This is a genomic window from Winogradskyella tangerina, from assembly GCF_003260205.1.
In the GTDB taxonomy this organism is placed as follows: domain Bacteria; phylum Bacteroidota; class Bacteroidia; order Flavobacteriales; family Flavobacteriaceae; genus Winogradskyella; species Winogradskyella tangerina.
This window is the reverse complement of the sequence record NZ_QERF01000007.1, coordinates 22,278-40,491: the sequence shown is the minus strand read 5'-3', so window position 1 is coordinate 40,491 and position 18,214 is coordinate 22,278. Positions and strand designations below refer to the sequence as shown.

Genomic DNA, 18,214 nt, shown 5'->3' with positions numbered 1-18,214 from the left:
AATTGCAAACGCACTATATATCGTTCTATTTTACTTTATAACTGCATCATTCGCTTAAGCCTATGCCACAAACTTTAGATTGGATAGACTGGGCGGTCTTAATTGCCACTTTAGCCACTATCGTTGGATATGGCACCTGGAAAACAAGAGGCAGTAAAAACGTTCAGGAGTACGTACGCGGTGGGAATTCCACAAAATGGTGGACCATTGGCTTGTCTGTTATGGCAACGCAAGCCAGTGCCATTACATTTTTATCTACCACCGGACAAGCCTTTTCGGACGGAATGGGATTTGTTCAGTTTTACTTCGGACTTCCAATCGCTATGGTGATTATTTGCATGGTATTTATTCCATTATATCATCGCTTGAAAGTATACACAGCATATGAATTTTTAGAAAATCGATTCGACTTAAAAACAAGAACGCTTACAGCAATTTTATTTTTAATTCAACGCGGATTAGCGGCCGGAATAACAATTTTTGCGCCTGCGATTATTCTGTCTGTCGTACTCGGTTGGAATATTATAACTCTAAATATCATTATTGGAGTATTGGTGATTATATACACGGTTTCAGGCGGTACAAAAGCGGTTACGGTTACTCAAAAACAGCAGATGTTTGTCATTTTTGCTGGAATGATCGCTGCTTTAGTGATTATAATTGGACTCATCCCAGACGAAGTTTCATTTACTGATGCCATTGATATTGCTGGCGCTACCGGTAAAATGGAGGTGCTAGATTTCTCATTCGACCTTGAAAATAGATATACCGTTTGGACAGGGCTCATAGGTGGAACCTTCTTAATGCTATCGTATTTCGGAACGGACCAAAGTCAAGTACAACGTTATCTCTCTGGGAAATCGATGAAAGAAATGCAAATGGGATTGCTATTCAACGGTTTACTTAAAGTCCCGATGCAATTTTTCATACTCCTAGTTGGCGTTATGGTTTTTGTTTTTTATCAATTCAATCCAGCTCCTCTAAACTTCATCGATGCGTCAACTCAGACTGTTTTAGCATCAGAATATGGCAATGAGTATAAAATACTTCAAACTAAACAAGCCGAACTATTTGATATAAAGCAACGTTTAAGTTTGGCTTACGCGAAAAATAAAAGTGATGATTTAAGAGCTGAACTGGCCACTATTGATAGTCTAGAAAAAACTTACCGCTCCGAATCTAAATTTCTAATTAAAAATGCGATCGATCCTGAATATCGAGAGGCTTATAATAAACTGCAAACTGAAGTTGATGAATTAAAATCTAATTCTGAGAGCGCAACCTACAAGGAAAAATCAAACGCTTTAAAAACGCTCTATAATGATGCAGCTAAGGATACTCAAACAAACGACAGAGATTACATGTTTATTCGTTTTATCCTGAATCATCTTCCTAAAGGATTGATTGGTCTGCTCTTGGCCGTAATATTATCTGCTGCTATGTCTTCAACAGCCTCAGAAATTAATGCCTTGGCAACTATCACCTCCATTGATCTTTATGGTAGAAACCTAAAAGAAGATAAAGGTGATATGCACATGGTTAACGTTACCAAATGGTTTACCTTAGGATGGGGAGTTATAGCCATTATTATCGCCTGCTTTGCAAATCTTGCCGAGAACTTAATACAATTGGTAAATATTATTGGTTCTATATTTTATGGTAATGTTTTAGGCATATTCTTGCTTGCTTTTTTCTTTAAGTACATAAGAGGAAATGCCGTTTTTATAGGGGCGTTAATTACTCAGGTATGTATCATAGGGTTATATTTCCTAGATAATGCCGATCTTATTAACCTACCTTATTTATGGCTAAATCTAATTGGCTGTGTTATTGTAATTGTTATTGCACATATAATACAAGCAACTACGCCAAAAACGGCTAAGTCATGAGTTTAAGAACGATCCGATGGGGAATTATCGGAGCTGGAAAAATTGCCAAAAAATTTGCCGAAGACCTAAAAACAGTGAGTAACACTGAACTTTATGGTGTGGCTTCTCGTAGTTTATCTAAGGCAGAAAAATTCGCTTCAGAAAACAATGCAACGGTAGCATATGGTAGTTATAAAGAATTAGCTAACGACTCACGTGTTGATGCTATATACATTGCTACACCACACAGTTATCATCATCCACACACATTACTTTGTTTGAAACAAAATATTCCTGTTCTCTGCGAAAAACCTTTTGCACTAAATCTTCAGGAGGTCAATGAGATGATTCAAACGGCAAAAGATCATAATACTTTGTTGATGGAAGCCATGTGGACAGCTTTTTTACCACATTTCAATTATGTTGAAAAACTTTTGAAATCGAATCATTTTGGAACCATTTTGAAACTTGAAGCTGATTTTGGTTTCAATCCAGTTTATGATGAAACCTCAAGGGTTTTTGACAAGTCAGTTGGCGGCGGAAGCCTTATGGACATTGGCATCTACCCTATTTTTGCTGCGCTTTCTACTTTAGGCTTACCAGATACCATCGAGGCCAAGGCAAAATATTTTCCTAATGGAGCTGATGCTGATTGCGAAATGATCTTTAGTTATAACAATTCAGAAGCATACCTCAAAAGTACTTTACTAGAAGAGACCAAAACCGAGGCCATATTTTATTGTGAAAAGGGAATAATTAAAATTAATGGTCGTTTTCATGAGCCAACAACAGTAGTGCTTATCGATCAATACGGTAATAAGGAGCTAAAAACATTCGATTATAAATCTATCGGCTACAGTTACGAAATTGCCCATTTCAACCAACTAATTCGTCAACAGAAAAAGGAAAGTGAGATCATGTCATTCGAGAGAAGTAGAGCGCTCATCGCGACTTTAGATAGAATAAGAGGCATTATCGGATTAGATTATCACAAAAAAAGCGCAACCGAGTAAGTTGCGCTTCAATTTTATTAGTTGAGAACTTTTACATCGCTCCCCATTCTTTTAGAGAATCTGTATTCATTTTGACATAGTCTTCATTTTTAGCTGCTTTAGCACCTTCGAGAGACTTTTTTGCTGCAGCAATAGCTCCTTTTTTATCACCATTAGCAGCATGAATTAATGATTGCTGTCTTAAATACCAAAAACGAGGTTGATCGCTAGTCATATCAACAGCTTTATCAATCCATTCCATTGCCATTTTAAGATCTTTTCCTTCGGAAAGCTTGTAAACTGCTGCTGCGTAATAGTCGTTTGCAGATGGCCCAGACATCACTTGGTCTATAGACGCAGTTACCTTAGTATCCGTCGGAACTTCAAAGGTTACAGCAGCATAGGTGTTTTCCCAAATAAACCCAATACTCGCTGATTTATTAGTAAGATCATCAATACCGATCGTCCATGTTTCCACATTCATAGGCATTTTATAAGTCTCTGCTGTTACTTTAGCTGCCACTTTGTTATCATCCCATTCTGCTGGTGTACCCCAGTTTTCTGTATCTGTATAGAAATAAACATTCCATGACGATTCATTAGGCACGATAAAAATGGAATAAGAACCAGCTTTTAACTTATTATCACCAATCATAACATCGTCACTAAATGTAACCATGGTATTCTTGTTAGCACCGGCTCTCCACATTTTACCGTAAGGCACGAGATCACCAAATATCTTTCTTCCTTTCATACTAGGGCGTGAGTATTCTAAGGTAACATCAGTTAATCCAACTTTCTGTTCAATTTTTGTAAAAGGACTAGGTTGTGGGGTTTCGATTTGCGCTTCAATTGAGAACATTAATGTTAATGCAAATGCGAAGCATACTAATTTCTTCATTTTTGTTTAGTGTTAAGTTTTGTTAAACTGCCATAAAATTACAACATAAGTAAAGGATGTATGTTAAGGAATACTTAAAAGACAATTGAAAAAATTAACTAAAAAGGAAGAATTAATCATTTATTAATCGTAATATTGCAATATATAAATAAAAGAAGAAATGGGACTTACTAAAACCGAAATTTTCACTGATGCTCAAAATGAGATTGCCAGACTAGCGAAGGCCTTCGCACACCCAGCTAGAGTGGCGATCTTACACCATCTTTTCAAGTCTAATACTTGTATTTGTGGCGACCTTGTTGATGAAATTGGTTTAGCGCAAGCCACCATATCGCAACATCTAAAAGAACTTAAAAATTTAGGCTTAATAAAGGGAAATATAGAAGGAACCAGCGTTTGCTATTGTATTGATCAAACTAAGTGGAAAGAAATGAAATTATTGTTAACTACCTTTTTTGATCAAGATATTAACTCTAACAACTGTTGTTAATTAGAAAACTATTTAAACATGAAATTATCTGAAATAAAAGAAAAACTCAAATCGTTGGAAACCATTGCATTCCAACTACCAAACGGAAATTTAGTACCTCGACATTTTCACGTTACTGAAGTTGGTAAGGTGACGAAAGATTTTATTGACTGTGGCGGAACTGTTAGACATGAAGAAGTAGTAAATTTCCAGCTATGGGAAGCGAATGATTATGACCACAGACTACATCCAGAAAAATTGATTAAGATCATTGCGCTTTCTGAAGAAGTTTTAAATATTGAAGACTTGGAGATTGAAGTCGAATATCAAGGAGATACTATTGGTAAATATAACCTCGATTTTGACGGCTCTAACTTCCTACTCACAAGCAAACAAACCGATTGTCTTGCTAAGGATAATTGCGGTATTCCAAAAGAGAAACCTAGAGTAAAATTATCAGACTTGCAAAAAATATCAGCCTGCTGCGAACCAAATTCAGGATGTTGTTAATATACTTAAATCTTTACTTATGATATATGATTCTATTAATCATGAAATCAATAATTTAAATATTAATTCAATAGATGAAAATCGAAAAATTATTCTTCAAGATCTTATTGATTACATACAACAAAAGATCACTAAAAATGACATAATCAATCTCAATTTTATTTGCACCCATAACTCACGCCGAAGTCATTTGTCGCAAGTTTGGGCACAATGCTTAGCGCATTATTTTGGTATCAAAAATGTCTTCACATATTCGGGAGGAACAGAAGCTACTGCCCTATTCCCTTCTGCAGCGGAAGCCTTAAATTCTTCAGGTTTTGAAATTGAAAAACTTTCAAATGAAGACAATCCTATATATAGTATTAAATATTCGGATGTATTTCATCCTATTATCGGATTCTCCAAAACCTTCGACGCATCATTTAATCCTTCTTCAGAATTTGCAGCGATCATGACCTGCAATTCGGCCAATGAAGCTTGCCCGTATGTTCCTGGAGCTGATGCACGTATTCCAATAACATTCGAAGACCCAAAGGCCTATGACGGAACGCCTCAACAAGCTGAAAAATATAAAGAACGAAGCCTTCAAATCGCCACTGAATTAAAGTACGTCTTTTCAAACTTAAAAACGTCGTGAAAAAACTTATTGCAGAATTAGTCGGAACTTTTTCAATGGTCTTTTGTGGTTGTGGCGCAATGACCGTTAATGAAATTACAGGAGGAGCAGTCACTCATGTTGGAATTGCCATAACCTGGGGCTTAATTGTGATGGCCATGATCTATGCCTTTGGAGAGATTTCAGGAGCGCATTTCAATCCGGCTGTGACCATTGGATTTGCTTTCGCGAAACGCTTTAGTTGGAAAGATGTCCCGATGTACATAATATTTCAAATACTTGGTGCTTTTTTAGCTATAACCATTCTGTGGGTACTTTTTCCTGAAAGTCAGAGTTTTGGGCATACCTATCCGGCAGATGGTTTCGAGCCTTATAAAGCATTCATACTTGAATTATTACTCACATTCTTCTTAATGGTTGTGATTATTAACGTCTCTACAGGAAGCAAGGAAATCGGTACTATGGCGGCCATTGCCGTTGGTGCTGTAATCTTATTAGAAGCCATGTTTGCTGGTCCAATGACTAAGGCCTCAATGAACCCTGCACGATCGCTAGCGCCAGCTGTAATTTCAGGCAATCTTCAGCATTTATGGCTATATCTTTCAGCTCCTGTTATTGGGGCAATACTAGCAGTTATCAGCTGTAAATTGGTGAAAGATGACCAATGCTGTAATGAGGACTGTTAAGTCTTAATCAGCCTGAATTTTTATGTTCTTGTTAAATTTTGTTTAACCTTTATTCTCATTCGTTAAACAATTCGTATCTTAGCACTGTAAAACTAGTAACATGGCTAAGAAAAAATCGATCACACAAGAAGACATCATTGGATATTACATGGAATATGTTTTATCTCATAATGAAAATCCGAAATCTGTATACGCCTTCGCAAAGGATAATAATTTTGAAGAACAACGTTTTTACGAATTCTTTGCTTCGTTTGATTCACTCGAACAGTCAATCTTCAAAATATTTTTTGACAATGCCCATGAGGTCCTAGAGAAGAGTGAAGATTACATCAATTTCGACCCAAAGAATAAGCTTCTGAGCTTTTATTTCACCTTCTTTGAAATTTTAACTGCAAATCGTAGTTACGTGATTTATGCATTAGAAAGTCATAAATCGTCTTTAAAGTCCATGAGAACATTAGTGCATCTAAAGAAGAGGTTTGTTAATTACATAGAGCACCTCAATATAAAAACGATAGATCTTAAGCAGGAACAACTGGTACGAATTCAAAAAAGAAGCCTGAAAGAGACCGCTTGGTTGCAATTACTTACCACAATTAGATTCTGGATAGATGACACCTCACCTTCCTTCGAAAAAACTGATTTGTTTATAGAAAAATCGGTGAAGGCTAGTTTCGATCTTATTGATGTTACACCACTTAAAAGTATAATTGACCTCGGAAAATTCTTGTATAAAGAAAAAATTCAAATGAATTAAATGAAGACCATAGACAGCATACCAATAACCAAAATATCACGTGCCTCAAAACTGGTTACAACTGGAGCTAAAGTTGGTGTTAACTATTTGAAGTACTATGGCGATAAAATGGTCAATTCAAAAGAAGAAGCCAAAGAACGCCTCAATCAAAATAACGCAGAAGATATATACGATAGCCTAAAAAAGCTTAAGGGCAGTGCCCTAAAGGTTGCGCAAATGCTGAGTATGGAAAAAAGCATTTTACCGAAAGCTTATGTTGAAAAATTTTCGTTGTCACAATTTTCAGTACCTCCCTTATCACCACCTTTGGTGATTAAAACATTTAAAAAATATTTTGGGAAACATCCCAATGAACTGTTTGATACTTTCAACGCAACTTCAGTCAATGCTGCGAGCATTGGACAAGTCCATATCGCAGATAAGAATGGGAAAAAATTTGCTGTGAAAATCCAATATCCTGGAGTTGCGGAGAGTATCGCTTCTGATTTAGCGCTGGTAAAGCCAGTAGCTGTAAAAATGTTTAATATCAAGGGAAAAGACTCTGATAAATACTTTAAAGAAGTTGAAGATAAGCTGGTTGAAGAAACCAATTATCTCTTGGAAATAGAACAAAGTAAAGCGGTTGTTGAAGCTTGTGAGCACATTCCGAATTTGAAGTTTCCAAACTATTACGAGGAGTATTCTTCGGAACGTATAATTACAATGGACTACATGAAAGGTGAACATCTTTCAGAATTTGTTGCGCATAATACGGACCAAGAATTATCGAATAAATTAGGTCAAGCTTTATGGGATTTTTACATGTATCAAATTCACAAATTGAAAAAGGTCCATGCAGATCCGCACCCAGGGAATTTCTTGATTTCTGAAGATGGAAATTTGATTGCCTTAGATTTTGGTTGTATGAAATCAATTCCAGACGAATTTTATACGCCCTACTTCGAGCTTGCCAAAAAGGAAAGTATTGAAAATCCTGAAATTTTTGAGGCGAAGATGTATGAATTGGAAATTCTTAGGCAAGATGATTCAAAAGAAGAGATTGAGTTCTTTAGTGCTATGTTTTATGAGCTACTAAGCCTCTTCACGCAGCCGTTCCACAATGAAGTATTTAATTTTTCTGATCCTGAATTTTTCAATCAGGTAGCAGAAATGGGACAAAAGTATTCAAAGAGTACAGAACTCAGAAACATGAATGGTAATCGCGGCTCTAAACATTTTATTTATATAAACCGAACATTTTTTGGATTATACAACCTTATGTTCGATTTGAAAGCAGAAAATATTAAGATCAATAATTTTATAAACCTGTAATGGCACAGTTCACTTTAGATGATATTAAGAAGATGCACCATTTGTATCGCATCAACTTGATTAACAGTTGCTCTGGGTATAAATCGGCAAACCTCATTGGTACTAAAGATGAAGCAGGCGTCAGCAATGTGGCCGTTTTCAGTTCGGTTACGCATTTAGGATCCAATCCAGGGTTATTAGGTTTTTTTTTAAGACCGACTACGGTGATTAGAAATACCTACGACAACATTAAAAAAACAGGTAAGTATACTTTAAATCATATTCACCAAGATATTTTAGAAGACGCTCACCATACCTCAGCGAAGTATGATCCTTCAATCTCAGAATTCGATGTTACGCAACTAGAAGAAGAATATAAAGACGGTTTTGTGGCTCCTTTCGTGAAAGGATGCCCAATTCAAATGGCTATGGAATATGTTGAGGAATATCCAATAAAAGCTAACAACACTATTTTATTGATCGGAAGAATCACTAATTTGTATGTGCCAGATGAATTGTTAGAAAAAGATGGCTTTATTAATTTATCTAAGGGTAAAGTTGCCACTATCAATGGTTTGGATGGTTATGCAGTGCCCGAGTTAAAAATCCGATTAGAATACCAAAGACCAAAAGCTATAGCTGAAAAAACAGATGACTAATGCGTATTCTAATAACAGGCACAACAGGCTACATTGCCAAACGACTGGCGCTTCAGCTTCTAGAAGCTAAGCACGAGCTTATTTGTTGCGTCCGTGATATGAATCGTATTCCCGATGAGATCGAGGAACATCCACTTTGCACATTTATCAAAATTGATTTTTTAAAACCTGAAGAAAATCAAATTCCGAAGGACATTGATGCTGCCTATTATCTCATTCACTCTATGGCTACGCAATCTGAAGATTTTGAGGAACTAGAACTCAAATGTGCTTCAAATTTTAAATCTCTGGTTTCTAAGACGAACTGCAAACAGGTGATCTATTTAAGTGGTATCGTTAATGATGATTCCTTATCTAAACACTTGAAATCGAGACTTCAGGTAGAAAAAACGTTGATATCTGATCATTATGCGCTTACGACATTTAGAGCAGGAATAATTGTAGGTAGTGGCAGTGCATCTTTCGAAATTATAAGGGATATCGTTGAGAAACTTCCAGTTATGATCACGCCAAAATGGTTGAACACCAAATCGCAACCTATCGGCATTAGAGATGTACTCACCTATTTGGCGGGAGCCATTGGCAGGGAAGAACTTTATAATAAATCTTTCGACATCTTTGGTCCAGAGGTTCTGACGTATAAAGATATGCTATTACAATTTGCGGAAGTACGAGGTCTTCGTAGGTACATTTATACTTTACCAGTACTAACCCCAAAGTTGTCTTCATACTGGTTATATTTTGTGACGTCGACTTCCTTTCAGCTCGCACAGGCTTTGGTAGATAGCATGAAAGTTGAAGTTATCGGTAAACCTAGTAATATCAATTCAATCATTGATATTCAACCTATGGCTTACAAAACAGCCGTTGATCTTGCGTTTCAGAAGATACAACAGAATTCCGTGATTTCAAGTTGGAAAGATGCGGTAAGCAGTGGTGTTTTTAAAGATCAATTGTCAAAACATATCGAATTACCACAATTTGGTTGTTTCAAGGACGTGCGATCTAGAAAAGTTCAAGACGAGCAGTTCACCATGGATAAGATTTGGAGTATTGGAGGACGCAATGGTTGGTACAGTTTTAATGGATTATGGAAACTTCGAGGCTATGTAGACAAATTGTTTGGTGGTGTAGGTCTGCGCAGAGGAAGAACACACGATACTTATTTAGAACCTGGCGATCCATTAGACTTTTGGCGCGTATTGTTCGCCGATAAAAAGGAAAAGCGCCTTCTACTTTTTGCGGAGATGAAATTGCCAGGAGAAGCTTGGTTAGAGTTCAAAATTGTAAAAGACAAACTCTACCAACGCGCCGTTTTTAGACCCAAAGGCGTTTGGGGTCGCCTGTATTGGTATATGGTTTTGCCTTTCCATGCCTTTGTTTTTAAAGGGATGATAAATGCCTTAGTAGAACCCAAATGAGAGGTGTTAAAAAACAGCATTTACCAGAAAAAATTTGTCTGGTATGTGGACGTCCATTCACGTGGCGTAAGAAATGGGCAAAAGATTGGGAGAATGTAAAATATTGTAGTGAAAAATGCAGAAGACAGAAAAAATAAATTTAGTTTGGTTTAGAAATGATCTAAGAACCGTCGATAATGCGGTCTTAGCGGCCGCAGTAAACAATAGCGATAAGGTTATTGCTGCGTATTGCTTTGATCCAAGACAGTTTGAGACCAATAAATATGGGTTTAAGAAAACCGAGAAATACAGAGCCAAGTTCTTGATAGAGACCATTCATGATTTAAAAGATCAATTAGAGAAATTGAATATTGATCTATTGGTTTATCATGATTTACCGGAACAGGTTATTCCTCAAATATGTAAGAAGTTCAAAGTATCTGATATATATCTTCAAAAAGAATGGACACAAGAAGAACTTGAAATTGAAAATGCCGTTAGATCTGGTTGCGAGCTTATAGAATGGCATTCAATCTATAGCCAATTTCTATTTCATCCTGAAGACATCAACTTCGAGATAGCGCAAACGCCGCAAGTCTTCACTGTTTTTAGAAAGAAGCTTGAAAAATATGTCGCTATTCGTGAAGAAATTCAGACAGAGACTCAACCCATCGAAAATAGAATTGAGAACAACACGGTGATCCCAACACTTTCTGATTTAGGTTTCGAAGACTTTGAAGTTTTACCGCATACCGCTTTTCCGTTCAAAGGTGGTGAAACAGAAGCCTTAAAGCGTCTTGATGATTATTTTTTCAATACTAAAAAATTAGGTTTTTATAAAAAAACAAGAAATGGTTTAGTCGGAGTAGATTACAGTTCGAAATTCTCACCATGGTTGGCCAATGGTAGTATTTCAGCTCGAACTATATATTGGAAGGTAAAACAGTTTGAACGTGAACATTTCAAAAATCAATCGACCTATTGGCTCATTTTTGAATTGATCTGGCGTGATTACTTCAAGTATATTTCTTTAAAACACGGGAATCAAATTTTTCAACTACCAGGTATACTGAATAAAGATTATGAGTGGTCCACCAATGCTATTCAAATTGAAAAATGGATCAATGGCGAAACACATTCCGATTTTGTGAATGCCAATATGATAGAGCTCAAAGAAACTGGCTGGATGAGCAATCGCGGTCGCCAAAATGTGGCCTCTTATTTTGCAAAAGAATTAGAGCTCGATTGGCGAATAGGCGCTTCCTATTTTGAATCGCTTTTACTCGATTACGATGTACATAGCAACTATGGCAATTGGATGTATGTAGCAGGTGTGGGTAATGATCCGAGGGATCGGAAGTTTAATGTAGAATTGCAGGCGGAACGTTACGATACCCAAGGCAAGTTTAGAAGGTTGTGGTTGCAAACAAGCTTATTTTAAAAGGATGACAGAAGCAGCACTTATATTTCCGCATCAGTTGTTTAAGAATTCCCCAATTCTTGAATTGAATTGTGATATCTATTTAGTTGAAGAATTTCTATTCTTTAAGCATTATAAATTTCATCAACAGAAGATCGCTTTTCATCGTGCGACCATGAAAGCCTATGCGGATTATTTAAAATCGCAAGGCAAAACAGTCGAGTATATTGAAGCAACCTCAGATAAATGCGATGTTAGAACCTTAATTCCTCACCTCATTTCAGAAGGTGTAGGTCACTTACATATTATTGACCCTACGGATAATTGGCTTCAAAAACATATCAACTCGGTTTCAAAACAAATTGAAATTACATGGTATGAGAATGCCTTGTTTATCAATTCAAAAGACGAATTAAAGTCGTTTTTTAAACCGACAAAAAAGAAATTTTTTCAAACGTCATTTTATAAACAGCAGCGTAAAGACCGAAACATATTAATGACTTCTGATGAACCTGAAGGTGGTAAATGGACTTACGACTCTGACAATAGAAAAAAATATCCTAAAGATAAAACACCGCCGAGTATTCAATTCCCAGATAAGACGAACTATCACAATGAAGCTGAAGACTATGTTAATGAAAATTTCAGCAAGCATTACGGGGAGCTTACAGATTTCACACTATACCCAATAGATTTTGAAGCTTCAGAAAACTGGCTTCAACAATTCTTTGAGGTAAGATTTCATGAATTCGGTGCTTACGAAGATGCCATCGTCAAAGAAGAGCATTTTTTAAACCACAGTATACTTTCACCTCTTATTAATGTGGGCTTGCTGCATCCCATGGATGTAATTGATAAAGCTATCGACTATGCCAATAGTAATGATGTGCCCTTGAACTCTACTGAAGGTTTTGTTCGACAGATATTAGGCTGGCGCGAATTTATAAGAGGTGTTTATGAAGCAAAAGGCACAGAAGAACGCACAAAGAACTTCTGGAATTTCAATCGAAAAATCCCATCATCCTTCTATGACGGTACTACGGGAATTCAACCTATAGATGACGTCATCAAAAAGGTAAACAAAACGGCATACGCCCATCATATCGAACGTCTCATGATCTTAGGGAATTTTATGGTGCTCTGCGAATTCGATCCCGATGAGGTATACAAGTGGTTCATGGAACTATTTATTGACGCCTATGATTGGGTTATGGTACCCAACGTTTATGGCATGAGTCTTTACGCAGACGGTGGTTTAATGTCAACCAAACCATATATCAGCAGTAGTAATTACATTATGAAAATGAGTAATTATTCGAAAGGTGAATGGCAAGCGACCTGGGACGGATTATTCTGGACCTTCATGGACAAGCATCGCGAATTCTTTCTGAGTAATCCACGATTAGGTATGCTAATACGCACCTTCGACAAAATGAAACAAGACACCAAAGAAACGCATTTCAAAAATGCCCAAATCTTTTTAGAATCCTTATAATGTCAGATAGAGAACCTATAAATGTTGTTTGGTTAAAGCGCGATTTAAGACTTCAGGATAATGAAGCCATTGCGAATGCCCTAAAATCGAAAAGACGCACACTCCTACTCTATGTTTTTGAGTTTATACTTCTCAATGACAACCACTATAGTGAACGCCATTTTAATTTCATTAAAGAATCCCTTCGAGATATTAATGAGCAATTGAAAGCTTATAACTCGAAGGTACTAACGGTTACGAGTGATATTCAGACGGCATTCAATTTAATTCAGGAGTTTTACAAGGTTGAAACCATCTTTTCTCATGTTGAAACAGGTTTACTTGTAACTTATAATCGCGATAAAGAATTTACCCGCTATTGTAGAAATAATTTAATTCAGTGGTCTGAAAGTAAAAACAATGGTGTTGAACGAGGCTTGGTAAACCGTGAAAATTGGTTCGAAAACTGGGAAGACTACATGAATCAAGACCTTGAAGTCTTTCAACCTAATGATTTACAGTTACTTCAACTTGAAGATATTGAAGACCTGGAAAACGTATTGACCGTAACGGATTTAGAAACACCTTCAGAAAGTAAGTTTCAAAAAGGCGGTAGTACTACGGGATGGAAATACGCCAATTCATTTTTAGAAAGTCGGCACGAAGTTTATATGTTCAACATTTCTAAGCCTGAAGAATCACGTTCAAGCTGTAGCCGAATCTCACCCTATATTGCTTGGGGAAACTTATCTATTCGTCAGGTTTTTCAGAAGGCACAAGAGGTGAAGTCAAACACCAACGATAAACGCCATATTAGTGCTTTTATTTCAAGATTACGTTGGCAAGCACACTTTATTCAAAAGTTTGAAATGGAACATACCATGGAAAATGCTAGTGTGAATAAAGGGTACCATAAGTTAAAAAAGAGCATTTCAGAAGATTATCAAAAGGCTTGGCGCGAAGGCCAGACCGGATTTCCATTGGTCGACGCCAGTATGCGCTGTTTGATCGAAACGGGTTATGTCAACTTTAGAATGCGAGCAATGCTAGCTTCATTTTTCACACATATCCTATGGCAGCCATGGCAAGCTGCAACTGCACATTTGTCACAACAGTTTCTCGATTTTGAACCTGGAATACATTTTCCACAACTTCAAATGCAAGCTGGTGAAACAGGTATTAATAATCTTAGAATCTACAATCCTACCACTAACAGTCTTAAACACGATCCTGGAGCTATATTTATCAAAAAATGGGTACCAGAATTAGCGCATTTAGACACGCCCTTTATACATGAACCTTACCTCATGACCGAAATGGAACAGGCTTTTTATAACTTCAAACTTGGTGTTGACTATCCACATCCTATTGTCGACATTAAAGAGAATCGAAAACGAGCAAGCGATATTCTTTGGAATATGAAAAAAGATCCTGAGGTTATTGAAGAAAGTTTTCGCATTCTTAAACGACATACTTTAAGAGACAGGAACCGTATGTTGAGAAATGAATAAACCCGCGAACAAAGTACTTTTCTTACATTCTTAATTCTGTGTTAAACTTTGTTTAACTATATTTAAAAAAGGTTAAACATTTTGTATCTTTACTTCGTAATGATATTAAACACAACACATAACAATCCTGAGCACAAGCAAATTATTGCTGACCTTATTGGCAGTCCTTTCAGTTTGGTACAGAAATTGAAAATGAATGGAGTGGGTTCAAAGCGCATGATTGTTGATGAAGTTAGCCCTAATATGCAAAGCATGATGAACAAAGTGTCGGATATTAATTATGCCAATATTGAGCTTCGACCAAAAGGTATATTAGTAATGATCAATCAAGGTTTGAAAAACTTTACATGGATTATTCCTTACTACCAACTGGTAATTTATAAAGTAAATGGATCGAGTATCCATGCACAAGGTAAGTTTATTCATTTCAGAAACAGTAAGACTTTCAAAGAGAACAAAAAGTTTTTTGATAAACTACTCGATGAAAAAGTGAAATATGATATGCAATACAGCATGCCCCAGAGTATATGACACTAACTACGGAAGAAATTGACAGAGTAATTGAGATGGCTTGGGAAGACCGCACACCATTCGAAGCCATTACCTTTCAATTTGGATTGAAAGAGCAAGAAGTGATTGAACTTATGCGAAGAGAAATGAAACCGAGCAGTTTCAGAATGTGGAGAAAACGTGTGCAAGGACGCTCAACAAAACACAGTAAAAAAAGAACGTTTGACAAAGGCAGATTTAAATGCTCGCGTCAAAGAACGATAACAAATAACTCTATTTCAAAACGTTAACACGTGCTTTGATTTAAGCCTGGAGTACTTAAAGACAGCACATTAAAAAGATTCTATGAATACAGAAACAATTTCCGCTAAAAACGGTCAGCACATCAACGGATTCAGTGTAGAAGAGATCGGTGATGACCATCTATTTACTTCGCTAGACACGCCAATGAAGGCAAATGCATTCGATATGTCTAATGAAGAAAAAAAAGAGCGTATATCTATTTTATTTTCAGAAATAATGGATGTACTAGGTTTAGATTTAACAGACGACTCACTTAAAGGAACACCCGATCGTGTTGCTAAGATGTACGTTGAAGAGATATTTTCAGGATTAGATCCAGAGAACAAGCCAAAGGTTGCTTTATTCGACAATAAGTATCAATACAATCAGATGTTAGTAGAGAAGAATATTACTTTCTATTCTAATTGCGAGCATCACTTTGTACCTATTATTGGAAAAGCGCATATTGCTTACAAATCGTCTGGGAAAGTCATTGGCTTATCAAAACTGAACCGCATTGTACAGTATTATGCGAAACGCCCTCAAGTACAAGAGCGTTTAACAAATCAAATTGCAAACGAACTAAAAACAGTACTCGAAACTGAAGACGTTGCTGTTATTATTGACGCGAAACATTTATGTGTATCATCGAGAGGTGTTAAAGACGACACTTCAGCGACTGTGACAACATACTATGGTGGAGAATTTAATACCCCTGAGAAAATTGCAGAATTACAAAACTATTTAAATAATTAAGCTATGGATATTTTAGAAAGAGCAGTTGAGTTTGAAAACAGAAAGCACACGTTCAAGACCACAAGCGATAGAATTTTAGCAGCTAGAGAAGCTAAAGAAATAATTCTTGGTGTAAACGAAGTCTATAAGCAAAAGAAAGATGCCAAATTAATGGATTTAATGAAGCGTCTTACAGTAATTAAACAGAAAATTGAAAAACGCCTAAAAGGCAGACCGTTAACAGCGGCATAAGAACATAATGAAAACTATACTAGTAGTTGGAGGAAGCAAAGGCATAGGCAATGCAATCGTCTCTTCTTTGCTTTCTTCACATAAAATAATCAACATCAGCAGAACCGCTCCTGAGCAGGCGCATGAAAATCTTACCCATTTTGATTGCGATGTTCTCACTGATGAACTTCCAGTTGTTGAAGAATTAGACGGACTTGTTTATTGTCCGGGAAGCATTAATTTAAAACCAATTAATCGCTTAAGTATTGATGATTTTAAGTCCGATTTCAATATCAATGTCATTGGAGCCGTGAAAACTATTCAGAAGTATTTACCGCTTTTAAAAAACGGAAATGCACCATCAATTGTATTATTTAGCACCGTTGCGGCAAAACTAGGAATGCCGTTTCACGCAAGTGTAGCTGCAGCCAAATCGGCTGTTGAAGGCCTAACAAAATCGCTTGGTGCAGAATTAGCACCGACTGTTAGAGTAAATGCCATTGCACCAACAGTAACTGATACTGATTTGGCGTCTAAATTATTACGCAATGAACGCATGATCGAAAATATGAACGAGCGTCATCCATTAAAAAAATACCTTCAACCTCAAGAGGTTGCTGATATGGCTACATTTTTATTGTCTGAAAAGGCAGCTTCATTATCAGGGCAAATATTTGAAATGGACTGCGGTATAGTAAGCTTCAAAATTTAAAACCTATGAACCCAATTAAAACCTTTATAAGCACACTTTCAGCTACTGATAATGATGTAATCAATAAACCTTCAAAATCTATATACGATATAGAAATTAATAGTTTACAAGGGCGAGCTATTGATCTGGCTGAATTTAAAGGAAAGAAAATATTGTTTGTAAATGTCGCCTCAAAATGCGGCTTTACTCCACAATACAAAGAACTTCAGAAGTTACACGAAACATTTAAGAATGATCTCGTTGTTATAGGCGTTCCCTGTAATCAATTTGGAAAACAAGAACCCGGAAACTCTGAAGAAATCCAGGAGTTTTGTGAGATCAATTACGGTGTTTCATTTTTAATCACTGAGAAGATCGATGTAAAAGGACCAAATCAACATCCTTTGTACGAATGGTTAACAACTAAGGCCATTAATGGTAGACAAAATTCTTCAGTAAAGTGGAATTTTCAGAAATATTTGGTAGATGAAAATGGGGAATTTTTAGACTTCTATTATTCTATCACAAAGCCTTTCAATTCAAGAATTACAAAACATTTAGACTAAAATTATGTTTGGGTTATTTAAAAAAACATCGGAGTTAGAAAAACTTCAGAAACAATACGAAAAACTAATGGCCGATTGGCACAAATTATCAACTACCAATAGAGCCGAAAGCGATAAAAAGTATTCTGAAGCTCAAAAGGTATTAGATAAAATCGAGGCCTTAAAAAACTAGTCCCGTGAGCAAAGCGGCTTACTTTGTAGTATTTCTAATTATCAATTTCGGGGGATTAGGCCTTGGAATGTTATTAATGAATAACGGTCCAGAGTCTGACTGGTATTCCAACTTAAACAAAGCGCCATGGACACCACCAGGCCCTGTTTTTGGAATCGCATGGACCACCATAATGCTCTTTTTTTCTTGGTATTTAGCAGAGTTATTTTATGATCGCTCATCTAAATATCTATGGCTGGTTTATGGTTTTCAAGTACTGTTGAATGTAGGATGGAATTGGGTGTTTTTTAATCAGCACCAAATCACATTAGGACTAGTAGTAATTAGTTTACTACTTCTGGTGGTTTTCTATTTCTTTATTACCTTTAGAAACGACCGCCTGAAATATGCCAAATATTTGCTCCTTCCCTATTTAATATGGTTATGCATTGCCACATCCTTAAATGGCTACATTGTATTTAACAATTAGACATT

At 36.4% G+C, this 18,214-nt stretch carries 23 protein-coding genes; 22 read left to right on the top strand and 1 reads right to left on the bottom strand.

Annotated features, from left to right (window positions below; translation table 11 throughout):
* The first annotated feature begins 62 nt into the window (after window positions 1–62).
* Both DDY94_RS10505 and DDY94_RS10500 read left to right on the top strand, forming a co-directional pair.
* Window positions 63–1,889 carry a sodium:solute symporter gene (locus tag DDY94_RS10505; protein ID WP_111684074.1) on the top strand — a complete coding sequence of 609 codons (1,827 nt, stop codon included), beginning with the start codon at window positions 63–65 and terminating at the stop codon, window positions 1,887–1,889.
* Window positions 1,886–2,881 carry a Gfo/Idh/MocA family protein gene (locus tag DDY94_RS10500; RefSeq protein WP_111684073.1) on the top strand — a complete coding sequence of 332 codons (996 nt, stop codon included), beginning with the start codon at window positions 1,886–1,888 and terminating at the stop codon, window positions 2,879–2,881. The genes DDY94_RS10505 and DDY94_RS10500 overlap by 4 nt, the downstream gene beginning before the upstream one ends.
* A 31-nt stretch (window positions 2,882–2,912) precedes the next feature.
* Here the strand turns inward: DDY94_RS10500 and DDY94_RS10495 are convergent, their stop codons facing one another.
* On the bottom strand, window positions 2,913–3,761 hold the full coding sequence (locus DDY94_RS10495; RefSeq protein WP_111684072.1) for a DUF2911 domain-containing protein: 849 nt from the start codon (window positions 3,759–3,761) through the stop codon (window positions 2,913–2,915).
* Between the two features lie 160 nt (window positions 3,762–3,921).
* Between DDY94_RS10495 and DDY94_RS10490 the strand changes: the two genes are divergently transcribed.
* The 20 genes from DDY94_RS10490 (at window position 3,922) to DDY94_RS10395 (ending at window position 18,209) form a co-directional block, all read left to right on the top strand.
* Window positions 3,922–4,251, top strand: a complete 330-nt coding sequence (locus tag DDY94_RS10490) for an ArsR/SmtB family transcription factor (protein WP_111684071.1) — start codon at window positions 3,922–3,924, stop codon at window positions 4,249–4,251.
* Window positions 4,252–4,269: 18 nt separating this feature from the next.
* Window positions 4,270–4,740 carry a DUF6428 family protein gene (locus DDY94_RS10485; RefSeq protein ID WP_111684070.1) on the top strand — a complete coding sequence of 157 codons (471 nt, stop codon included), beginning with the start codon at window positions 4,270–4,272 and terminating at the stop codon, window positions 4,738–4,740.
* A 19-nt stretch (window positions 4,741–4,759) separates the two neighbouring features.
* Window positions 4,760–5,377: an arsenate-mycothiol transferase ArsC gene (locus DDY94_RS10480; RefSeq protein WP_111684069.1), complete on the top strand. Its 618-nt coding sequence runs from the start codon at window positions 4,760–4,762 to the stop codon at window positions 5,375–5,377.
* A complete protein-coding gene (locus DDY94_RS10475; RefSeq protein ID WP_198658947.1) occupies window positions 5,374–6,042 on the top strand; it encodes an MIP/aquaporin family protein in 669 nt (222 codons plus the stop codon). The genes DDY94_RS10480 and DDY94_RS10475 overlap by 4 nt, the downstream gene beginning before the upstream one ends.
* 100 nt (window positions 6,043–6,142) lie before the next feature.
* Window positions 6,143–6,799, top strand: coding sequence for a TetR family transcriptional regulator C-terminal domain-containing protein (locus DDY94_RS10470; RefSeq protein ID WP_111684068.1), 657 nt, complete (start codon window positions 6,143–6,145; stop codon window positions 6,797–6,799).
* Window positions 6,800–8,110, top strand: coding sequence for an ABC1 kinase family protein (locus DDY94_RS10465; protein ID WP_111684067.1), 1,311 nt, complete (start codon window positions 6,800–6,802; stop codon window positions 8,108–8,110). It abuts the gene before it with no gap.
* Window positions 8,110–8,748: a flavin reductase family protein gene (locus tag DDY94_RS10460; RefSeq protein WP_111684066.1), complete on the top strand. Its 639-nt coding sequence runs from the start codon at window positions 8,110–8,112 to the stop codon at window positions 8,746–8,748. The genes DDY94_RS10465 and DDY94_RS10460 overlap by 1 nt, the downstream gene beginning before the upstream one ends.
* Window positions 8,748–10,169 carry an SDR family oxidoreductase gene (locus DDY94_RS10455; RefSeq protein ID WP_111684065.1) on the top strand — a complete coding sequence of 474 codons (1,422 nt, stop codon included), beginning with the start codon at window positions 8,748–8,750 and terminating at the stop codon, window positions 10,167–10,169. The genes DDY94_RS10460 and DDY94_RS10455 overlap by 1 nt, the downstream gene beginning before the upstream one ends.
* On the top strand, window positions 10,166–10,306 hold the full coding sequence (locus DDY94_RS10450) for a DUF2256 domain-containing protein (RefSeq protein ID WP_111684064.1): 141 nt from the start codon (window positions 10,166–10,168) through the stop codon (window positions 10,304–10,306). The genes DDY94_RS10455 and DDY94_RS10450 overlap by 4 nt, the downstream gene beginning before the upstream one ends.
* A complete protein-coding gene (locus DDY94_RS10445; protein ID WP_111684063.1) occupies window positions 10,285–11,589 on the top strand; it encodes a DASH family cryptochrome in 1,305 nt (434 codons plus the stop codon). Before DDY94_RS10450 ends, DDY94_RS10445 begins: the two co-directional genes overlap by 22 nt.
* Window positions 11,590–11,593: 4 nt before the next feature.
* Window positions 11,594–13,063, top strand: a complete 1,470-nt coding sequence (locus tag DDY94_RS10440; RefSeq protein ID WP_111684062.1) for a cryptochrome/photolyase family protein — start codon at window positions 11,594–11,596, stop codon at window positions 13,061–13,063.
* On the top strand, window positions 13,063–14,553 hold the full coding sequence (locus DDY94_RS10435; RefSeq protein WP_198658946.1) for a cryptochrome/deoxyribodipyrimidine photo-lyase family protein: 1,491 nt from the start codon (window positions 13,063–13,065) through the stop codon (window positions 14,551–14,553). The genes DDY94_RS10440 and DDY94_RS10435 overlap by 1 nt, the downstream gene beginning before the upstream one ends.
* Before the next feature lie 99 nt (window positions 14,554–14,652).
* Window positions 14,653–15,084 (top strand): hypothetical protein, encoded by a 432-nt coding sequence (locus tag DDY94_RS10430; protein ID WP_111684060.1) that lies wholly within the window; start codon window positions 14,653–14,655, stop codon window positions 15,082–15,084.
* Window positions 15,081–15,353: a TIGR03643 family protein gene (locus tag DDY94_RS10425; protein ID WP_111684059.1), complete on the top strand. Its 273-nt coding sequence runs from the start codon at window positions 15,081–15,083 to the stop codon at window positions 15,351–15,353. The genes DDY94_RS10430 and DDY94_RS10425 overlap by 4 nt, the downstream gene beginning before the upstream one ends.
* Before the next feature lie 55 nt (window positions 15,354–15,408).
* On the top strand, window positions 15,409–16,101 hold the full coding sequence (gene folE / locus DDY94_RS10420) for a GTP cyclohydrolase I FolE (RefSeq protein ID WP_111684058.1): 693 nt from the start codon (window positions 15,409–15,411) through the stop codon (window positions 16,099–16,101).
* Window positions 16,102–16,104: 3 nt separating this feature from the next.
* On the top strand, window positions 16,105–16,332 hold the full coding sequence (locus tag DDY94_RS10415; protein ID WP_111684057.1) for a hypothetical protein: 228 nt from the start codon (window positions 16,105–16,107) through the stop codon (window positions 16,330–16,332).
* A 7-nt stretch (window positions 16,333–16,339) separates the two neighbouring features.
* Window positions 16,340–17,023 (top strand): SDR family NAD(P)-dependent oxidoreductase, encoded by a 684-nt coding sequence (locus DDY94_RS10410; protein WP_111684056.1) that lies wholly within the window; start codon window positions 16,340–16,342, stop codon window positions 17,021–17,023.
* A 5-nt stretch (window positions 17,024–17,028) separates the two neighbouring features.
* On the top strand, window positions 17,029–17,568 hold the full coding sequence (locus DDY94_RS10405; RefSeq protein WP_111684055.1) for a glutathione peroxidase: 540 nt from the start codon (window positions 17,029–17,031) through the stop codon (window positions 17,566–17,568).
* 4 nt (window positions 17,569–17,572) lie between these two features.
* Window positions 17,573–17,740, top strand: a complete 168-nt coding sequence (locus DDY94_RS10400; RefSeq protein WP_111684054.1) for a Lacal_2735 family protein — start codon at window positions 17,573–17,575, stop codon at window positions 17,738–17,740.
* A 4-nt stretch (window positions 17,741–17,744) separates the two neighbouring features.
* Window positions 17,745–18,209: a TspO/MBR family protein gene (locus DDY94_RS10395; RefSeq protein WP_232817856.1), complete on the top strand. Its 465-nt coding sequence runs from the start codon at window positions 17,745–17,747 to the stop codon at window positions 18,207–18,209.
* The last annotated feature ends 5 nt before the right edge of the window (window positions 18,210–18,214 follow it).